The organism is Endozoicomonas sp. ALC013 (assembly GCF_049310205.1).
Classification (GTDB): Bacteria; Pseudomonadota; Gammaproteobacteria; order Pseudomonadales; family Endozoicomonadaceae; genus Endozoicomonas.
Genome location: NZ_JBLYNS010000008.1, coordinates 57,929 through 78,431, shown reverse-complemented (window position 1 = coordinate 78,431; position 20,503 = coordinate 57,929). Strand labels below are relative to the sequence as shown.

Sequence of the window (20,503 nt, the reverse complement as noted above, 5' to 3'; positions counted from 1 at the left end):
ATGTTGTGAAAAAAATGGTTCAGTGCGACTCTTTCTGATGCAGAAAGAAATTTTCCAGCAATTTTTGCTTTTGTTCCGGCTTATCCCAGCGCAATAGCAGCCAGGCTGTTTGAGAAAAGTCGACTATTGGGTTCACTTGTTGCAATAAACGCCGCAACTGAATCAGATCATTCGGTTCCTGTGAGCGAATCACCATGAACAGGCGTTTTTCCCTGACACCAGCCTCAGCCAGAGCTTTACCCAATGAATCGCCACCGTCCCGATGCTTCAGGTGTGGCAAACAGTAAACCAATCTCCGGATATTCTTGTGACTGCCATAACCTCGTGTTAAACGATAAAAGGCGGGGATTTCAATAAGGTCATCGGGTGCTGCAACCCTGCGCAACTCGGCTTTGAAGCCAGTACCCAAATCATCATAGCGATTCCACAGCCGGATGAAATCCTGAGACTTTTCATTATAAGATTGCATTTAATTCTCCTCTGTAACCACAGGCTGAAGGTCAGCGAGCGATTTATTCAGGCTGCGCCGAGCCAATGCCAGTGCTTTGAGCATTTTGGGTTCCTGCCGGTAGGGTTGTGTGAGCTGATCAAAAAGTGCCTGTATGGTTTGCTTTAGTTGAAAGCGCAGGCGATCCATAGCAGGTAGTGGCTCACTGAAATCGATATCAGCAAATATGTCCCGAATCCACTGTTCGGTTTGCTGGAAATAGAGGTCATCCCCAGACTGACAGAGATTGACTCCAGCACCTTTGATTTCTCTGTTTTTATCCTTGATACCTTCTGCAAAGAGATAGAGAGCCCTGCGCAGAGCCGTTTTATACCCCAGACCTGTCTCTATAATGTGATGGATCACCTCCCCATGTTCAGCCCAGCCATCCGCCAGACTAAAAAATTCATGGCGACGCTCCAGCACAGTTGCCTGCTTGTTTCTATAACCGCCGATAATAAATTGTAAATACTTCTGCCTGATCAAATTGTCATCCCTGATCTGTATCAGCACAGGCGCAGGGTTTTGTCCTTCTTTTTTGGATTCCATGGCCACAACCAGACGGCTAAGTTGAGTCCAGCCAGGTGCTGTGGTGGTAAAAGAAGGAAACTTTTCTTCTTTTTTTCCTTTGGCAATCTTGAAGGAGCGGGCTGACAGTGGGTGAGGCCAGACACCTTCTACCGTGTATTTGAACTTGGCTTTATTAAAACCCTTATACAATGGCGCAGTGACATTACAGACGCTACAGCAACCAGTATCTTCAGCAGGCAAGAGTTCAAAATGTGCTGGTTGCCACAGTAAACCACGGTTAAGGCCGATATTTGTTGCACAAATTTTCTCACCTGCTTTCACGGTATCTACATAGTTTGGAGCTTGTTGTGCAGTATCTTTGTACCACGGCATGACAGAGTTATTCAGACGGTCCTGATGCAGCACATTCAGCCACACTGTTATGCGCAGATCAGGCCCTGTAATCAGTTGCGTAATCGGTGTACTACCGCGCAAACTTCCCTTGAACCCTCCACCCATACTGGGGCAATTATTGGCCATATTAAACAAGGCTATTGCCGTACAACTGCCACAGAGCCCTTCCGCTAATCCTTGAGGATTAATAAAGGTTTTATTGGTACCGTCTGCCACACCTGCCAGCAGCTTATCCATCGGGGTCGGTTCGCTCGCCTTAACTCCGCGAATTTGCATAAAGGGTGTATCCGGGTGATTCAGGTCAAACCAAGCCTTTTTATCCTCCACGCCAGTCAGAAATATATCGGTAGGCAAAGGCTTTTTGAGCCGGGCCAGTAACTCCTTTCGATTAAATGGTGTGAAGCAAACCTGAGTTATGGCTACCAATAATTGCAGACAAGCCAGCTCCAGGTCATCACGGGGTAGACAAAGATCGCCTTTTTTCTCCCCACATAAAAGTTGCTGGTACGTGATTCGCAGCCGGGCTCCTTCGTACTGGACGGGAATCCACGGTTCAGTAAGTAATGAGAATGGTTTCAATTTTTCTTGTCCCTCCAGATTGACAACCAGTGCAATAATCAAGGCTCAACATTCACAACACTTTGTTACAATTTCATGTTTTTGTGCGCTGGAAACCAGTTTCCGGAAAATAGGTGTACTCTGTCTCTCCCCATTGCCCCCGGTAGCCCTGCTCCACGAAAGCCATTTCCAGCCAGATCAAACCGTCATCATCTATATCAGGCAGTTGCCCTTCACTTTTTTTCTTATTCCAGCTGGCGGGTATTCCGAGACTATTCAGGCTGATTTTTTCAAAGCGGTCACTTTTATTCAACTCATCAATCACCGAACCATCCAGCAAGCAACGTTCACCTTCGGAATTACAAGTGACCGGAACAAGTGTCAGGTTCATTTCACCGTCACGGGTTACCGCAGAAATATGATTGTCAGTATCTGCCAGCATATTCATACCGGATTTAATTAGTGTTTGTGCCCCCATACGCTGGCTTTGCTGATGCTCAGCAAAATCCTGATGGGACTTCATAACCCAATCAGGTTCACTCCCCCAGTCGTCTTTTTCATAAACCGGTTCAATCCACTCCCGGTATGCGCGAGGAAATTCAACAATATTTCCGGACTTAAGCAATAACTGCTGAGTCCGCCACAGTATACGGCTATCACCGTATATCAATGCATGCAGCTGATAGTCTTCAGATTCCGGTGGAACCAACACAGTACAAAGGGGGTGACCAAATCCCTCGGGGCGCTTGTGCTTGCTTTGATGACGATGTAGCCGCCCCCAACGTTGGAATAACAGGTCAATTGGGCATAATTGAGTGATCATCCAGTCCATATCTGCATCAATAGAGCACTCAAACACTTGAGTACTTACCAATATATGCCCTTTCTGTCGTTTACCTTCGGGACCAAACAGCTCAAGAACTTTGTCTTCTTTCTTTTGACGGTCAGCAAACACAAAGCGGGAGTGAAACAAAATCAGCTGCTCTTCATCCAGTCGCCCTGCCGCTTTTTCTCGCAACTGGTATAAAGACTGCTGAGCTACATCAACAAGGTTGCAGATAAAACAGACCTGGGCACCCTGCTCTGCGGCAGTAATCATTCGTTCCAACAAGCCATCATCAGGCAACAACTCTGACACTGTTTGCATTTCAATATTGACATGCTTTGTGGCGGGTCGCTGCTGGGTGTCAAGTGAGAAGTGTTGCTGCTTCTGCCCATAGCAGGTTATCAGCGGGTAAGGTGCATCAACAGGGTATTCAAAACGGCCAGGTACTTTTTTCCCAGCCCAGGCCTCCATTAACTGCTGCTTCTGATAATCCGGCAAAGTTGCAGATAACAAAATTGCCGATCCTCCCGAAGCTCGTTGCTGTTTTAATACTTCCTCCAAAAGGCCGTACATATAAGCATCATAGGCATGCACCTCATCAATGATGAGAACGCTGCGCCCAATACCAAAGCCGCGAACAAATTTGTGTCGCACCGGCAACACTGAAACCAACACCTGATCAACTGTACAAATGCCGATCTGCCCTAAAAAAACTCTTTTTTTACTTTCAGCCAGCCATTGAGCACATTGCACTCTGGCCTCCTCTTCCCCCTGTGCAGGGTGTGAGTTGAATGCTTGTTTAAGATTGATAAAATCCTCTTGAAATCCTGCCCGGCCATGAGCCAGCACCGCATTGATTTGCCCTTCAAAAATAACAGGTGCAGCTTTTTCTATACGACCCAACATAGCATTGGCTGTCGCCTGAGTTGGTAGAGCGAACACAATACTATCTGCAAGGTTCTGTTGAATTAATTGCCAGGCATGAGCCAGAGCGGCTTCTGTTTTTCCAGAACCAGTCGAGGCCTCTATTAACGTCAGACTTTCAGTTAGCGGTAACTGCCCCACCAGGCACTGAACTTGCCGTGGCTGATATCCCGCCTCAAGAAGGTTCTGAATAGCAGGATTGTCACGACTTTGATAACCGGTAATACCTGCACGATGAAGCAATTGTCTGGCAATCGGCAAACGAGATTTAAACCAGTCTTGTAGATCATCTATTGGCTGGCTTTCAAATTCAAAATCACCCTCACCACTGGATGAACCCAACCAGTCAGAAACTGAACAAAAACCAGCCAGCAAGGTCCCGTCAGCCAGAAATGGTGGATCACCTTCCAGTGTCAGCCCGGCAGGTTTTAAAAACAGAAACTCCAGAGCTTTCAACCACTCCAGGCGAGCCTGTTTCAATAATGCCAGTCCCTGGGCGCTGACCGACCCGGGTAAAAAAGTAAAGCTGTGGTTATCTTTGTCGGAGTTATCTGCCATGGTTCCATGATGCCCCGCTACCGGCCCGAGCCAACTCAACCACGCATCCCAGCTTTCATTATCGTCATCATCAAAAAAATAACTGTCTTCATCTTCACCTGCAAAACCAGCATGTAAGTCTTGATATAACCAATAAACACCGGCTGGCCCGTGATAATAATCATTGATGTCTTTTTGAGAAAAACGAGGCTGAAAGCAACTTGCCTCAGGATTAACCTGCTGCCAGGCAAGTTTTGCTTTTAATTGAAAACGGAGATCAAATTTGCCCAGATCGTGCAAAGCAATAAAAAAAAGCAACCAAGCCTGAGTCTGCTCATCTGGCAGACCACTTTGATCACAAAACTGACGGCGGAGGGACGCAGATGTCTGCCACCAAACCTTAGCAACCGCAGCGACATCCAGACAGTGATAGGCCAGCAAATGATAACCAGCATTATCATTTTCCGATTGATTACCTGCTTTGCCCCAATAGTTGTAAAAAGACACGCCTGCTTCCATTCTATGACAAGAGTTTCACATTATATGGAGTGTGTATTTGAAAAACATGCTTCACATCAACGTTTGACAGGCTTTCATTGAACTGGAAAAAGCAGCAAAAGCGCAAACCTCTGCTACTGCTGGATGGTGCCAGGTGGGTAAGTCTTATCTTATCGAGGAGTGTTTTGGCAAAGATCACTTCCGTCGGGTTCTTAAGCTGGGATTTCAGACAGGCTGGGAATTAGTACGTAAGTAAATTTTAAGAACAGGATCATAAAAGATAATGTCGCTGTATTTTTACCTCCTGAATTCGTATCATCATTTAATCTTTTTTCTCAGATCGTCACTATGCTGGATGTACGTCCCCGTGAGCTGGAGCTTCCCATCGACGAAGCCACGGTTGCCATTAAAACACCCCCTCACTCCATCGAAGCGGAGCAGTCCGTGCTCGGCGGGCTGATGCTGGATAACCAGGCCCTGGACCGGGTGGTGGATAAGCTGACGTCGGATGACTTTTATAATCCGGGGCACCGGCGTATCTATGCATCCATCAGTACACTGAGCAATGAGAGCAAGCCTTTTGACCCTCTGACGGTTGCCGAGATCCTGGAAAACCGGGGTGAGCTGGATGAAGTGGGCGGGCTGGTTTACCTGGCGGAGCTGGCGGGCAGTGTGCCCAGTGTGGCGAATATTCGCGCCTACGCGGAGATTATCTTTGAGCGTTCGGTACTGCGTAAGTTGATCAATACCGGCCAGAAGATTGCGGACAGTGCCTATAATCCCGAAGGGAAAGACAGTCAGGCGATTCTCGATGAAGCCGAACGGCTGGTGTTCAATATTGCCGAAGAGCGCCCGAACACCGGTGGCCCGATGGGGGTGCGGGAGATTCTTGAAAACACCGTCAAGAAAATTGATGAGATGTTTAATGCCGGTAACGCCATTACCGGTACCACCACCGGCTTTAAGGATCTGGATGAGATGACCTCTGGTCTCCAGCCTTCCGATATGGTGATTGTGGCTGCCCGTCCCTCCATGGGTAAGACCACGTTTGCCATGAACCTGGTGGAAAACGCCCTGCTGAACAGTGAGAAGGGCGTCATGGTATTCAGCCTGGAGATGCCAAGTGAGCAGCTGATGATGCGTATGCTCTCTTCTCTGGGCAGGATCAACCAGTCCAAGGTAAGAAGTGGACAGCTGGAAGAAGAAGACTGGCCAAAACTGTTGTCGGCGGTTGAGCGCATTAAAGACAAGAAGTTGTTTATTGATGATACGGCGGGGATCAGCCCCTCGGAAATGCGCTCACGGGTTCGCCGGGTGGTGCGGGAACACGGTGACCTGGGCCTGATCATGATTGACTACCTGCAGTTGATGCAGATTCCCGGTTTTGGTGAGGGGCGAACCAACGAGATTTCGGAAATCTCCCGATCGTTGAAAGCCATTGCCAAGGAGTTCAATGTTCCTGTTATTGCCCTGTCGCAGTTGAACCGTTCTCTTGAGCAGCGACCCAATAAGCGCCCGGTCAACTCCGACCTGCGTGAATCCGGCGCCATCGAGCAGGACGCCGACGTGATCATGTTTATCTACCGGGACGAGGTGTATAACCCGGATACCGAGTACAAAGGGGTCGCTGAAATCATTATCGGTAAGCAGCGTAATGGTCCCATCGGTACTTGCCGACTGGCGTTTATTGGCCAGTTCACCCGCTTTGAAAACCTGGCACCGGATGCTTACCGGTTTGAGGAAGACTGATTTTTTTAAACCTGTCCAAAGACGGACAGTGGTGGCTCGTCCAGGGCTGCCAGTTGTTCCCGCAATTCCAGAATATGCTCTGCCCAGTACCGTTCGGTATTAAACCAGGTGAATGCCATGGGAAAGGCGGGATCATCCCAGCGCTTGGCCAGCCAGCCGCTGTAGTTGATCAGTCGCAGGGTACGAAAATATTCCACCAGGTTCAGCTCAGAAGGGCTGAAATCCATAAACTCTGTGTAACCTTCCAGAATCTCGGCCATTTGCAGGGTCTGCTCTTGGCGGTCTCCGGATAACAGCATCCACAGATCCTGAATCGCCGGAGCCATACAGGTATCGTCAAAGTCAACAAAGTGTGGTGCCTCATTCCGCCAGAGAATATTGCCGCTGTGGCAATCACCGTGGACCCGAATGGATTGCCACGTATGCTGTTGCGTCATCAGTTCCAGGCGATGGAGCAGGTCCCGGGTCAGGGTCTGGTAGGCTTCCAGAAGAGAAGCGGGAATAAAGTCGTTTGCCAGCAGGTATTCAACATTATCGATGCCGTATCGCTGCAAGCTGATCGCCGGGCGGTGTTGGAAGTCACTGGCTGATCCCAGCTTGTGCATGCGTCCCAAGGTGCGGCCAAGGGTCAGCAGGTTATCCAGATTATCCAGTTCCGGTGCATGGCCGCCCTGACGGGGAAACAGGGCAAACAGAAAGCCTTCAAACTCATGCAGTGTGTTGCCTTTTTCGTCAGCCATCGGGGCGACCACCGGTAATTCCATCGCTTGGAGATCCAGGGTGAACTGATGTTCCTCCTGAATCTGATCTTTTGACCAGCGTTCGGGGCGGTAGAATTTTGCAATCAGGGGTTCACTGTCCTCAATGCCGACCTGGTAAACCCGGTTTTCATAGCTGTTCAGGGCCATAATGCGGGCATCGCTCAGAAATCCTGCGCTCTCAACTGCGTCCAGTGCCCGGTCAGGCGTCAGCTGGTCGTATGGATGTTGAGTAGGCGTGTTCATGCGGGCCTCCGAAGGAGTCTGAGTTCTGTGGAGGGGATTCTATAACCAATAGTAAAGACTGGCCACTGACGCCGGGAGGAATTCTGCTTTGAAATTAATGTGGATAATTACCCTGAATGCAGTTCCTGGAGGCTGTCCGGGAGCAGCTTCAATAATCATCAGCTCTCCGGTGTTCTGGCAACACTCCATATATCCACGCGTTTAACACCACTTTTTTTCAACAGTCGGGTGATTTCATTGACGGTGGCACCCGTGGTTACCACATCGTCCACTAGGGCAACGTGGTGCCACGGCGGTGTGCCGTTTAAAGTGAATGCGTTGCGAATGTTTTTTTGTCGGGCGGTGGCGTCCAGGCTTTGCTGTGGTACAGAGTGGATGGTTCTTTTGATCAACTGTTGTTCAATGTCCAGTTCTCTGACACTGAGCAGTTTCTTCAGGGCTTTGGTCAGCAGGAGCGTCTGGTCATAACCTCTTTCCCGCAACCGTTTGCGGTGCAGTGGTACCGGCAATATGATTTCCGGCCACTGATCATCAAGGTAATAGTCCAGCAACCATTCAGCCAGTGATGCGGCCATTGGCTTTATCAGTTCCAGCCTGGACTGGTATTTCACCATTTGTAATATCCGGTTGACGGGAAACTGGTACAGAAATGGTGAAAGACAGTGGTCAAATAAGGGCGGTTGCTTCAGGCACTGGCCACAAATGCCCGTGTCGCTGTCTTGAATGGGCAAGCCGCAGCAGGAGCAAAAGCACAATGGAACCGGGCATGTTGCCAGGCATAATCGGCAAAGCGGTTGGGCAAGTGTGGTATGGCCCCGGCAAAGAATGCATTTGATCTGTACTTGCTGCTTAAAATTAGACCAGTTGTAAACCTTAAAGAATTTCATAGATTGACGGTGGCAGTAATTCCGTTATCATCTTTTGCATCTTTATTGTGAAAATGTCGTTCTAGTGATTGGTAATTTCATTTTCATGGTTGTTAACTCAAACAATGAATAAATCTCAGGTCTCCGTTAGCAAAGGTTTTCTTCCCTTCTGTGATCGGTGTTCCCTCCCCCAGAGGATGTCATGTCCAATACCAGTTCAGCTCCAGCAGAAAATTCCTCCAGCTCTTTTGGCCACAGTGTCGTTCGTCATGACTGGACGCTGTCAGAAGTAGAGGCACTTTTCCAACAGCCGTTCAATGATCTGATCTTTCAGGCCCAGCTGGCTCACAGAGAACATTTTGATCCAAACCAGGTGCAAGTTAGCACATTACTGTCGATCAAGACGGGTGCCTGTCCGGAGGACTGCAAGTATTGCCCCCAGAGTGGTCACTACAATACCGGTCTGGAAAAAGAAAAATTGATGGAGGTGCAGAAGGTACTGGAGGAGGCCAGAAGCGCCAAGGCTTCCGGTGCTACCCGCTTCTGCATGGGGGCGGCCTGGAAAAATCCTCCCGCCAGGGACATGCCTTACATTATTGAAATGATTAAGGGGGTGAAAGCACTGGGTCTTGAGTCCTGCATGACCCTGGGCATGCTGAGTGAGGATCAGGCTACGGAGCTGGCCGGGGCAGGACTGGATTACTACAACCACAATCTGGATACCTCGCCAGAGTTCTATGGCAACATCATTACCACCCGAACTTATGCTGACCGGCTGAACACTCTGGCGTTTGTCCGGGAGGCGGGGATGAATGTCTGCAGTGGTGGCATTGTGGGTCTGGGTGAAAACGAGCGCGATCGTGCCGGGATGCTGGTTCAGCTGGCCAATATGCCGAAGCATCCGGAGAGTGTGCCTATCAATATGCTGGTGAAAGTCGCTGGCACGCCATTGGCAGACGCTGAGGCGGTGGATGGTATTGATTTTGTCCGTACCATCGCCGTGGCCAAAATTATGATGCCAGCGTCCAACATTCGTCTGTCGGCCGGGCGTGAGCAGATGAGTGATGAGCTTCAGGCGTTGGCCTTTCTGGCGGGAGCCAACTCAATTTTCCTTGGTGATAAACTGCTGACCACCGCGAACCCTGAGGCGAATAAGGACCGGCAGCTGTTTGCCAAGCTCGGCATCAATAAAGGGCATGATTGGGGTGAGCAATCCGCGGTACAGCCTCCTGAGCAGTGCCCGATTAAAGCAATGTACGACGCTGAAAAAAGCAATGAGCATTACTACGATGCCATGGCCAGCCAGTCGGATCGAAACATGGCTGGTCATGGCTGATGAGCTTCAATCTGGAACAGGAGCTTGAGGCCCGCCATGCCGCTGGCCTCTATCGCCGTCGTCAAACCCTGGACTCGCCCCAGGAGCCTGAGGTCATTATCAATGGCCAGCACTGTCTTGCCTTCTGCAGCAATGATTACCTCGGCCTGGCAAACCATCCCGATGTTATCGCAAGCTTTCGACAGGCAACGGATCACTATGGGCTGGGTGGCGGTGCTTCCCATCTGGTGGTGGGGCACAGCCGGGCACATCATCAGCTGGAAGAAGCGCTTGCGGAATTTACCGGCAGAGAGCGTGTGCTGCTGTTTGCCAATGGCTATATGGCTAACCTGGGCGTGATCAGTGCCTTGTTGGGCAGGCAGGATGCGGTGTTTCAGGATCGCCTGAACCATGCCTCATTACTGGATGCCGGACGGTTGTCTGGTGCCCGGTTCCAGCGTTACCTGCATAATGATGTGGATAACCTCACTAACCGACTTCAGAAAACCCGTGCCCGACGCAAATTGATCGTAACAGATGGCGTGTTCAGCATGGATGGCGATGTTGCGCCGGTAAAGGCGCTGTCGGAACTTGCTGAGCAGCACCAGGCCTGGCTGATGGTGGACGATGCCCACGGTTTTGGTTTCCTGGGAACCACTGGCGGTGGTGTTGCCGAAGCCTATGGCTTGGACCAGAAACATCTGCCGGTGCTGGTGGGGACATTGGGCAAAGCGTTTGGAACTTATGGTGCATTTGTGGCGGGCAGTGACGCTTTGATTGAGACGCTTATTCAATTTGCCCGGACTTATATCTATACCACGTCCATGCCACCGGCGGTAGCGTCGGCGACCCTGACCAGCCTGAAGCTGCTACGGGAACAACAGTGGCGCAGGGAACATTTGCAGACACTGGTTCACTATTTCAGGTCCGGTTGTGAGCAGCTGGGGTTGCCTCTGATGCCGTCATCAACACCGATACAACCGTTGCTGGTTGGTTGTGCAAGACGGGCGGTGGCCATAAGCCGCCGGTTGTCTGAGCAGGGGATACTGGTCACGGCAATCCGTCCTCCGACGGTGCCTGAAGGATCTTCCCGATTACGTATTACCTTCAGTGCATCCCATGAGTTACATCATGTTGATCGCCTGTTGGATGCGCTTAAAATGGCTGCACAGTCGACAGGTGTTGCAGACGTTTCTGATCAACCTGCCACCGCATCGTTATCGATGACAGGAGTGTTGTCCTGATGAGTAAATACCCGATCGTTTTAATCAGTGGCTGGGCCATGCCAGCCGGTGCCATGGCGTCACTGGCGGACGCCCTGGATGTTGACCATCGCCGGGTTTCCATTGTCGAGTTGCCTGGCCTGGTGCGTGAGTCACAAGCGTACAAAACAAGTCATGACTGGAACTCATTGCTGACGTATCTGGATCACCAGCTGTTTGAGAAGCCTGCGGTGCTGGTGGGATGGTCGCTAGGCGGAATGCTGGCAACGCTGTATGCCAGCCGGTATCCGGATAATGTGGCCGCTGTCGTTAACCTGGGGGCGAATGTCTGTTTTGTGCAGAATGACAGCTGGCAGCAGGCAATGGATCCGACGCTGTTTGCCAGTTTTTATCAAGGCATGTCCCAGTCCCGTGACAAGACGCTGCAACAGTTTGTTCTGCTGTGCAGCTCCGGCAGTCCACGGCGGAAAGAGCTATCGAAAGCCCTGCAGGCACTACTGTCTGATGCTGACCTTGATCATCAGGCCGAAGACAGCACCCTGCTAAGCCTGCTGGGCATACTGGGCAAGAGTGATCTTCGTTCCGTATTTGGTGATATTCGCTGCCCGGTGACTCATCTGTTTGGTAAAGACGATGCCCTTGTTCCGGTGGAGGCAGCTGATGCCATTGAGCAGGCGTTTGCCAAGCATCGGGTTCAGGTGCTTGATGGAGGGCATTGTTTCTTTATGGATGACCCCGAGCCGGTTATCAGTGAGGTGCGGCGGCTGTCCAGCGGGGATGTCGGAACATGAGTTCGATCCCTGTCCATAATGAGGTTGCCGGTGGCCTGGCAGATCTTCGGCCTGCCTCCTCTGCTATTAGCGTGACAACAGACCGGGCAAACGCTCGGGTAAAGCAGCGTATCGCTGAAAACTTCAGTCGGGCTGCTGACAGTTATGATCAGGCGGCCATATTACAGAAGCGGGTCGCTGCCCGGACAATGCAGGGCTTACCGGCCCGACTCAGCTCAGAGCAGCCAGGCTCAAAAGCATTACACTCCCACCGTATTCTTGACCTGGGTACCGGAACCGGTTTGCACACAATGACGCTGGCTGAACGATATGACAATGCCGTGGTCATCGGTATGGACCTGGCCATGGGGATGCTGCAATTTGCCCGGCACAATACCAGCCATCCCCGGGTTGACTGGTGCTCTGGTGATATTGAGTCCATGCCCTTGCAGTCCGGTGCTGTGGATCTGATCTATTCCAGCCTGGCTATTCAATGGTGCGACTTCGAGCAGGTGCTTGGTGAGGTGAGCAGAGTACTGAAGCCTGGTGGGACTTTTGTCTTTTCTACCCTGGCTGAAGGCAGCTTGGCAGAGCTGGATAATGCATGGTGTCTGGTGGGGGAAAATAATCGGGTTAACCGCTTTGACAGTTTTGATACTCAGAAACAGCGTATGAACGCCAGTGATCTGGTTTGCCAGGCGTTCTCACTGAAGCCTGAAACACTGTTCTATCCCGATGTGATCTCCCTGTTGCGCAGTTTAAAGGCTCTGGGGGTAAACACCGTATTGGCGGATAAAGGTGGCCTGGTGACCCGACGGAAGCTTGAAGCCTTGCAACAGGCTTATGAACAAATACGACAGCCTGAAGGATTGCCTTTGACCTATCAGGTCCTTTACGGCGTCTTGCAGAAGCCAGTGTGTGAAGAGTAGAAAATGGGAAAAACTTATTTTGTCACCGGTACGGATACGGATGCCGGGAAAACCGTCGTCACCTGTGGACTGCTTGAGGCAGCGCGCTTAACAGGGTTAACGACGCTGGCCTTAAAACCGGTGTCTGCAGGATGTCAGCACACTGAAAACGGCCTGAGAAATGACGATGCATTGGCATTGATGGAAGCCATGACGCTTGTTCTACCTTACGAACAGATAAACCCCCTGGCTCTGGCACCTGCCATTGCCCCCCATATTGCGGCACAGGAAGCCGGTGTGCGTATGACCCTGGATCGACTTGTGGGCTACAGCCGCGGAGCCTTGATGCAAAAAAATGATCTGGCTCTTATCGAAGGCGCTGGTGGCTGGCGGGTCCCCCTGAACTCACGGGAGATGATCAGCGGACTGGCAAAAGCGTTGAATACTCCTGCTATTCTGGTGGTTGGCATGAAACTGGGCTGTATCAGCCATGCCTTGCTTACCGTTGAAGCCATTCTCCGTGATGGTGTCAGGCTGGCAGGCTGGGTGGCGAATCAGGTGGATCCTGATATGAGCCGTTATGATGACAATCTGGACACCCTGAAAAGTCTGATTCCAGCACCCTGTCTTGGTGTGGTGCCCTTTCTTGAGGAGACCAGTGCCAGTCAGGTTGCCGGGTATCTGGATATTTCACCATTGGCTTGATTGACTTGAATTCACTCGTAATAACTTTTGCTGTCATGTATTGACATTTATTCTGTCTAAACGTAAGTTTCAAACAGTTGTTTGAATCGTGCTATACTCATCTTTATCCATAAGTAAAAGAATATCGAGGATGCATCATGCCAGAATATAAAGCCCCCCTGCGAGATATCCGCTTTGTCCGTAATGAAGTTCTGGGCTATGAAGAACATTACGCAAACCTCCCTCAAGGTCAGGATGCCACTCCGGATATGGTGGACGCCATCCTGGAGGAAGGTGCCAAATTCTGTGAACAGGTACTTTCACCGCTGAATCGTGTCGGTGATGAAGAAGGTTGTACCTGGACACCAGAAGGCGTTAAAACCCCCACCGGATTTAAAGACGCCTATCAACAGTTTGTTGAAGGTGGCTGGCCATCGCTGTCCAGCGATGCTGAGCATGGTGGCCAGGGTCTCCCTGCTTCGCTGGGCCTGGTGCTCAGTGAAATGATGGGGGAATCCAACTGGTCCTGGGGGATGTATCCCGGGCTGAGCCATGGCGCAATGAATACTCTGGAAGCCCATGGTACCCACGAGCAGAAAGAAACGTACCTTACCCGGCTGATTTCCGGTGAGTGGACCGGTACGATGTGTCTGACTGAGCCTCACTGCGGTACTGATCTGGGTATGCTGAAAACCAAAGCCGTACCCCAGGAAGACGGCACTTATCGTATTACCGGCACCAAAATCTTTATCTCTTCCGGGGAACACGATATGGCAGAGAATATTGTTCATATCGTTATTGCCCGTCTGCCGGGGGCACCTGAAGGCACCAAAGGTATCTCCCTGTTTATTATTCCCCGTCATCGCCCGGATGCTCCGGGTGAAACAAATGGTGTCAGCTGTGGTTCCATCGAGCATAAGATGGGTATCCATGGTAACGCCACCTGTGTGATGAACTTTGACGAAGCCACCGGTTATCTGATTGGTGAGCCCAATAAAGGTTTGAACTATATGTTCACCTTTATGAACTCTGCCCGTCTGGGCACCGGTATTCAGGGTCTTGCCCATGCAGAAATCGCTTATCAGGGGGCTGTTCGATATGCCCGTGACCGTCTGCAGATGCGTTCTCTTTCCGGCCCGAAGAACCCTGATGGGCCTGCCGACCCGATCATTGTTCACCCGGATGTTCGCCGTATGCTGTTGACCATCAAGGCACTGACGGAAGGTAACCGGGCACTGGTTTACTACGTGGCACAAATGGCCGACCTGGTGAAGAGTCCTGATGAAGAAGTCCGGAAACAGGCTGACCTGGAAATGAGTTTCCTGACGCCTATTGTTAAGGCGTTCATGACCGAGACCGGGTTTGAAGCCGCTAACCACGGTCTGCAATGTTACGGTGGGCATGGCTTTATCAGTGAGTGGGGGATGGAGCAGAATGTTCGTGACTGCCGTATCTCCATGCTCTATGAGGGAACCACGGGTATTCAGGCGCTGGACCTGCTGGGTCGTAAAGTCCTGATGACTCAGGGTGCCACCATGAAGCCCTTCACCAAGCAGGTTCATAAGTTCTGTCAGGCTCAGGCAGACAATGAAGAACTCCAGGAGTTTATCAAGCCGCTGGCTGCCATGAATAAGGAGTGGGGCGACCTGACCATGCAGATTGGTATGAAGGCCATGCAGAACCGGGAAGAAGTTGGTGCCGCCTCGGTTGACTACCTGATGTACTCCGGTTATGCCTGCCTGGCGTACTTCTGGGCCCGGATGGCACTGACGGCAAAAGAAGCCCTGGCGAATGGTACCACTGAAGAAGGGTTCTATAAGGCTAAAATCCAGACTGCACAGTTCTACTTCCAGCGTCTGTTACCAAGAGCCCAGATGCACAAGGCGTGCATTGAGTCTGGTGCCGACAATCTGATGGCCATGGAAGCGGATGATTTTGGCGACGTTTAATTCGCTGGTCTGACGGGCTGAAAGTGAATCAGCCATAAGCCAAACAATAAACAGAGAGGCTACCGGTTGGTAGCCTTTTTTTTGCAGTTTATTACCGCATTTCATCAAGAATCATAAAGCTCAGAAAAGTAGTGGGTAAGGCAATAATCATAATCACCGGGAGTGCCGGATTAAATAGCATGAGAGTGCCTGCTACCAACCAGATCGTTCTGACCCAGCTGCGCTTGATGCGCTCTTTTCTGGAGATGATTCGACCACGAGGTCTAAGCAATTTGCTGGCTAACTGATTAAACAGGGTGGAAAAAAAAATCTGCAGGATTGCAGTGATCAAGACGAGAAGATATCGCATAAGATGCCTGAGTATCTGGTCAACAATATCGGAACTGCAGGACAGCTTATCTTCCGGAACCGAACAATCGAATCAACACTGTTTGATCCGATAAAATGATCAAACAAAAAGAAGACGGTTAAATTAAGTTAGCTTACTTTATCGGCAATTGGCACTTATTTATGATGGATGTTCATGAAGATCTCACTGAAAAAGGATTTTTCTTGCTTGTTTCACTCTTTTGGTGCACTTGAACTCAGTCTTTAGCCGCATTGACTGTTTTGCCAGCTATAAAAATATGGTCTATAAAATTTGATTTGCTTTTAAGTAGTTGGCCAAATGGAATCGTATATTTCTGGCTAAGTGGGCAGTTGCTATGCAAGGCGCAACGTAGGGAGCATAGCCGTAGCTATGTGACCGGAGTTGCGACGCCGCAGAGTGACTGACAACTTAGTCAGAAATATATGATTTCATTTGGTTAACTACTTATAAGACCTTGGAGCTGAATTCAGCAATCACGCTGTATTGATGTCGCATCATGAAGAAGAATACCCAAACGATAAAAAGCCTGTTAATTCTTCTTGCCTTCTTTTTTATGTTATCGGGATTATTGCCGCCTGTTTTCTCAGATGATTTCAACCCTGCTCAAGGGCCTTCACTGGCTGCTGTGCATCATGATCTGACCCGCCAGGCAGAAGTCTTGAGCCAACATCCACCATCATTTGTGCAGCAATCGCCATTGCCTTCTGACGACTGGCGCTGGTTTTTAAAAGATAAAGACCAGAGTTGGGACATCACGCTATTTGATAAAAAACCGGCAGAGAATCAGGCCAGACTTTGGTACCAAACCAAAGTGACGTTTGGTTTGGCGCTGGGGGTTTTGGGAGTGATCGCTCTGTTACCAGAAAGTGTTTCCAACTGGGATAAATCGGAAATCAGGCCCATCAAAAAGTGGTGGAGCAATGTCAAGTCAGGGCCTGTATGGGACACCGATAAATGGTACATCAATTATATCGGGCATCCTTATTTTGGAGGTGTGTACTACGTTATGGCCCGGTCATCGGGCTATAACCAGTGGAACTCGTTTGTTTATTCATTTTTGATGTCCACCTTCCTGTATGAATACGGCATTGAAGCGATGTGTGAGCCGCCATCCATTCAAGATATCATTGTGACTCCTCTCGGCGGGTGGCTCTACGGGGAATGGGCTTATCAGAAAAAACAGAAAATTCTGGACAATGACAGTGAGGTGATGGGCTCCAAGGTGTTAGGTTCTACCGCACTATTTCTGCTGGACCCGGTTGGCAAATTCAGTGAGTGGGTCGGTGGTGACAGTGGTGAGGGGACAATACAAAACTTGTCCATTCGATTGAGCGTTATGCCCCCGGCTGCCAGTTTTTCCCCTTACCGGAAAACGTCACTCGACGTTGATCATCGCTACATCGGCGTGGAGGTTTTCTTTAATTTCTAAATACGACAGCGAAACACAAAGAAGCACAGTCTTTTGCTGAAAAACAGGGACTCTTCAGGTAACATGGCGTCACGGAACTCAACAGCCTGTGTGACTGAAAGCTGTCCTGGTGTGGTTGCGATAAATGGGACTCCCGCTTCTTCGTCAAGTAACCCCGCTATGCTCTTCAGATGCAGACATTTTTATTACCAATACCATTATGGACGCTTAAACCTGACAGGTTGCCGGTAAAACAGCTATGAGCCACTTTGTGTCCTTTTGCGTATAACTCAAAGGCATAATGGCTGTATTCCAATAGTAAGAAAAAAATTCCAGGAGTGGAGAGTAATGGCCGAGTACAAAGCCCCCCTTCGCGACATGCGGTTCGTAATGTACGACGTATTCAACGTAGCTGAGCAGTGGGCTCAGTGGCCTGCTGTCAGTGAAACGGTGGATCAGGAAACTGCAGATGCGATTCTGGAAGAAGCCGCCAAACTGGCTTCTCGCACCATTGCCCCTTTGAACCGCCCGGGAGATGAAGAAGGGTGTCAATGGGACAGCGGTCAGGTGACCACACCGGAAGGTTATAAAGAAGCCTATAAACTGTTCGCTGAAGGCGGTTGGAGCGGGCTGGGTGGTAATCCCGTTTATGGTGGTATGGGTATGCCCAAGGTACTGGCTGCCCAGTTTGATGAAATGGTCTGCAGTGCCAGCCTGGCATTCACTCTCTACCCGAGCCTGGGGGCCGGGGCCTGTCTGGCCATTGATGCCCACGCCTCCGATGCGTTAAAAGAAGCGTACCTGCCGCAAATGTATTCCGGTGAGTGGGCGGGCACCATGTGTCTGACGGAACCCCATGCGGGCACCGATCTTGGTATCATCCGCACCAAAGCGGAAGACAATGGCGATGGCAGCTACGCCATCACCGGTACCAAAATCTTTATTACCGGCGGGGAGCATGATCTTACTGAGAATATTATCCACCTGGTGCTGGCCAAGCTTCCCGATGCACCTCCCGGGCCTAAAGGCATCTCATTGTTTCTGGTACCTAAGGTATTGGTGAATGAGGACGGATCTCTGGGTGAAAGAAATGCCCTTGCCTGTGGTTCCATTGAGCACAAGATGGGCATTAACGGCTCCGCCACCTGTGTCATGAATTTTGATGGGGCCAAAGGCTATCTGGTGGGAGAACTGAATAAAGGCCTGAATGCCATGTTCACCATGATGAACTACGAGCGCCTGTTTGTGGGGATTCAGGGGCTTGGCAGCAGTGAGATGTCCTACCAGAACGCACTCGAATATGCTCAGGATCGCATCCAGGGACGTTCCGCCAGTGGCGCTGTGCAAAAAGATAAAGCGGCGGACCCATTAATGGTCCATGGGGATATCCGGCGAATGCTATTGAATATGAAAGCCATGAATGAAGGCGGCCGGGCTTTCTCCACCTATGTGGCCAAACAACTGGATATTGCCAAGTTCAGTCAGGATGACCATGAAAAAGAGAAGGCTTCTGCCCTGGTGGCGTTGTTAACTCCCGTTGTGAAAGCCTTTTTAACCGATGCAGGGCTGGAAAGCTGTGTTGCCGGTCAGCAGGTGTTTGGTGGTCATGGCTTTATTCGTGAGTGGGGCCAGGAACAACTGGTCAGGGATGTGCGCATCACCCAGATTTACGAAGGAACCAACGGTATTCAGGCGCTGGATCTGCTCGGACGTAAAATTGCCCTGAGCGGTGGAGCCTACCTGGAAACATTCCTGAGTGAAGTTCGGGGCTCAGTGGACGCTAATGATGAATTTGCTGAAGAGCTGCTGGCTGCGGTTGATAAGCTTGAGGAGCTGACGCGCAAACTTCTGGCGCAGTCGAAAAATGACCCCAATGTCATTAATTCTGCCTGTGTTGATTACCTGAATGCTTTTGCCTACGTTGCCTATGGCTGGATGTGGTCATTAATGGCGAAAACAGCAGCGAGCCAGCTTGCTGAAGGCAGTGAAGACCAATCCTGGCTGGAAGCCAAGCAGCTGACTGCCCGGTATTATTTCAAGCGTTTACTGCCTCGCTTTGAAAGTTCAGCGGCCGCCGCTCTTGCGGGAACTGAGGAACTATTTGCCTTATCTCCTGGTCAATTCTAATAGCAAGCAAAATCATTCCAGTTGAAACCAGAAAACCTCGCTTTGCGGGGTTTTCTGGTTTTTTGGTCTTTATTTTTCAGGATTACGGCCAATAAAAATAGAGAAATCCAGATGTTCTGTTGTATGGGTTATTAATGGTTCGCGTAATCTTTTTGAAATAAATTTTGGGGATACACATGACTCTCAGCTCAGCCTACAGGTCTTTATACCCGATATGTGTCTATCTATTGATCATGACCCCCGGCAATAATGCCTATGGAATGGATGATGTTAAACCTCCGATTTATGCCAGTAACTTTCTGTTAAAACAAAAAGATACAGGCCAGTGTCTGGTGGTAATGGACGAGCAGGAAGGTTGCAGCTCTGAAGAAATCCGGCTGACGGATGACTGTGTGAATAGCAACAGGATAACGTTCGGGGTCTGTGATGAAAAAAAACCGGAGCAGAGGTGGAAGTTTGACTTCCAAAAGAAACGAATTCACTCATTGGAACGAAGTGCTGATCTATGTTTGACCCGGTTGTCGAAACATCTGGCCATGGATGTTTGCCAACCAGCAAGTTTGCAACAGCTATGGTTTTTTAATCAACAGGACCATCTTTACAGCCGGGCTGATTATTTTGACCCTCTTGCGTTTGTAGCACTCTTGCAAAGTGATACGGATATTTCACCGGTCTCGTTCCACTTTAGCGACTCTGAAACGGGAGATGATCAATGCTATCTGAGTCCTTTTACCGGCAGGGTTGAGTGTGCAGGATTTGAAGTTGGTGAAGAGGCACTGAAACAACAGGAAGTTCAGTCCTGGCACTGGTCAGGCCACTGGCCATGGCAGGCAAAGCCAACAAAGCTGACTGAAGAGTTGCGGCTTGGTGATTTCAGCAATAATCATTGTCTTGCGGTTACACAATGTCATATGGACAGTGTTGGGCAGTACGACTGTTTTGGTGGGGCAAAGGTTCAGGTAACTGCCTGTCAATCCATCAGTCATCAGGTCTGGCGCTATGACCTGGTGTCTAAAAAACTGTTTAACAAACAGGCCGGGGAGCAGTTCTGCTTAAGCTGGTCAGCGGGAAAACTGACATTGGAACACTGTCTGCCCGGTGCTGGTCCTCAGCAATGGTATTTTGCCCAGGGAAGAGGAAGCAAGTATCCGGAGCGAGGACAACTGCGTTGGTTTACCAATTTAGATGAACATTACGATTACGTTAAGGCACTTGATTTTGATCCCATCGTTAAATTTGAAATATTAAAGAAAGACATTCAGGGAAATGACTGCGGCTACGATCCCATTAATGGCCTTTGGAAAGGCTTATGTGCTAATTAGGCTATTTGATCAACAGAGTCATTCGGGCTGATTGAACTTATTCCCGTCTATGTT

16 protein-coding genes are annotated in these 20,503 nt (G+C 50.0%); 10 read left to right on the top strand and 6 right to left on the bottom strand.

Annotation, left to right across the window (positions count from 1 at the left end; translation table 11 throughout):
- Positions 1–19: 19 nt before the first annotated feature.
- The 3 genes from casB to cas3 are packed head-to-tail and all read right to left on the bottom strand — an operon-like array spanning position 20 to position 4,763.
- The gene (gene casB, locus ACO6V1_RS03430; protein WP_422449900.1) at positions 20–469 is read right to left on the bottom strand and encodes a type I-E CRISPR-associated protein Cse2/CasB; all 450 of its coding nucleotides are present in this window, start codon (positions 467–469) and stop codon (positions 20–22) included.
- A complete protein-coding gene (gene casA / locus ACO6V1_RS03425; RefSeq protein ID WP_422449901.1) occupies positions 470–2,032 on the bottom strand; it encodes a type I-E CRISPR-associated protein Cse1/CasA in 1,563 nt (520 codons plus the stop codon).
- A 31-nt stretch (positions 2,033–2,063) separates the two neighbouring features.
- The gene (gene cas3, locus ACO6V1_RS03420; RefSeq protein WP_422449902.1) at positions 2,064–4,763 is read right to left on the bottom strand and encodes a CRISPR-associated helicase/endonuclease Cas3; all 2,700 of its coding nucleotides are present in this window, start codon (positions 4,761–4,763) and stop codon (positions 2,064–2,066) included.
- Positions 4,764–5,102: 339 nt separating this feature from the next.
- Here cas3 and dnaB point away from each other — a divergent pair, with 339 nt between their 5' ends.
- Positions 5,103–6,503 (top strand): replicative DNA helicase, encoded by a 1,401-nt coding sequence (gene dnaB, locus ACO6V1_RS03415; RefSeq protein WP_422449903.1) that lies wholly within the window; start codon positions 5,103–5,105, stop codon positions 6,501–6,503.
- A gap of 5 nt (positions 6,504–6,508) precedes the next feature.
- Here dnaB and ACO6V1_RS03410 read toward each other — a convergent pair whose 3' ends face one another.
- A complete protein-coding gene (locus ACO6V1_RS03410) occupies positions 6,509–7,507 on the bottom strand; it encodes a serine/threonine protein kinase (RefSeq protein ID WP_422460666.1) in 999 nt (332 codons plus the stop codon).
- Positions 7,508–7,665: 158 nt separating this feature from the next.
- The gene (locus tag ACO6V1_RS03405; protein WP_422460664.1) at positions 7,666–8,121 is read right to left on the bottom strand and encodes a ComF family protein; all 456 of its coding nucleotides are present in this window, start codon (positions 8,119–8,121) and stop codon (positions 7,666–7,668) included.
- Positions 8,122–8,575: 454 nt separating this feature from the next.
- Here ACO6V1_RS03405 and bioB point away from each other — a divergent pair, with 454 nt between their 5' ends.
- From bioB to ACO6V1_RS03375, 6 genes are all read left to right on the top strand, one after another.
- The gene (gene bioB / locus ACO6V1_RS03400; protein ID WP_422460662.1) at positions 8,576–9,709 is read left to right on the top strand and encodes a biotin synthase BioB; all 1,134 of its coding nucleotides are present in this window, start codon (positions 8,576–8,578) and stop codon (positions 9,707–9,709) included.
- Positions 9,709–10,932: an 8-amino-7-oxononanoate synthase gene (gene bioF, locus ACO6V1_RS03395; protein ID WP_422465815.1), complete on the top strand. Its 1,224-nt coding sequence runs from the start codon at positions 9,709–9,711 to the stop codon at positions 10,930–10,932. Before bioB ends, bioF begins: the two co-directional genes overlap by 1 nt.
- Positions 10,932–11,702, top strand: coding sequence for an alpha/beta fold hydrolase (locus ACO6V1_RS03390; protein ID WP_422460658.1), 771 nt, complete (start codon positions 10,932–10,934; stop codon positions 11,700–11,702). The genes bioF and ACO6V1_RS03390 overlap by 1 nt, the downstream gene beginning before the upstream one ends.
- Entirely contained in the window at positions 11,699–12,610 is a 912-nt protein-coding gene (gene bioC, locus ACO6V1_RS03385) for a malonyl-ACP O-methyltransferase BioC (RefSeq protein ID WP_422460656.1), read from the top strand. Before ACO6V1_RS03390 ends, bioC begins: the two co-directional genes overlap by 4 nt.
- Positions 12,611–12,613: 3 nt before the next feature.
- Entirely contained in the window at positions 12,614–13,294 is a 681-nt protein-coding gene (bioD, locus tag ACO6V1_RS03380) for a dethiobiotin synthase (RefSeq protein ID WP_422460654.1), read from the top strand.
- A 137-nt stretch (positions 13,295–13,431) separates the two neighbouring features.
- A complete protein-coding gene (locus ACO6V1_RS03375; RefSeq protein WP_422465813.1) occupies positions 13,432–15,222 on the top strand; it encodes an acyl-CoA dehydrogenase C-terminal domain-containing protein in 1,791 nt (596 codons plus the stop codon).
- A 91-nt stretch (positions 15,223–15,313) separates the two neighbouring features.
- Here ACO6V1_RS03375 and ACO6V1_RS03370 read toward each other — a convergent pair whose 3' ends face one another.
- The gene (locus tag ACO6V1_RS03370; RefSeq protein WP_422449912.1) at positions 15,314–15,571 is read right to left on the bottom strand and encodes a hypothetical protein; all 258 of its coding nucleotides are present in this window, start codon (positions 15,569–15,571) and stop codon (positions 15,314–15,316) included.
- 517 nt (positions 15,572–16,088) lie between these two features.
- Between ACO6V1_RS03370 and ACO6V1_RS03365 the strand changes: the two genes are divergently transcribed.
- From ACO6V1_RS03365 to ACO6V1_RS03355, 3 genes are all read left to right on the top strand, one after another.
- Positions 16,089–17,021 carry a DUF3943 domain-containing protein gene (locus ACO6V1_RS03365; RefSeq protein WP_422460650.1) on the top strand — a complete coding sequence of 311 codons (933 nt, stop codon included), beginning with the start codon at positions 16,089–16,091 and terminating at the stop codon, positions 17,019–17,021.
- 327 nt (positions 17,022–17,348) lie between these two features.
- The gene (locus ACO6V1_RS03360) at positions 17,349–19,127 is read left to right on the top strand and encodes an acyl-CoA dehydrogenase C-terminal domain-containing protein (RefSeq protein ID WP_422449914.1); all 1,779 of its coding nucleotides are present in this window, start codon (positions 17,349–17,351) and stop codon (positions 19,125–19,127) included.
- A gap of 176 nt (positions 19,128–19,303) precedes the next feature.
- Positions 19,304–20,449 carry a hypothetical protein gene (locus tag ACO6V1_RS03355; protein ID WP_422465811.1) on the top strand — a complete coding sequence of 382 codons (1,146 nt, stop codon included), beginning with the start codon at positions 19,304–19,306 and terminating at the stop codon, positions 20,447–20,449.
- The last annotated feature ends 54 nt before the right edge of the window (positions 20,450–20,503 follow it).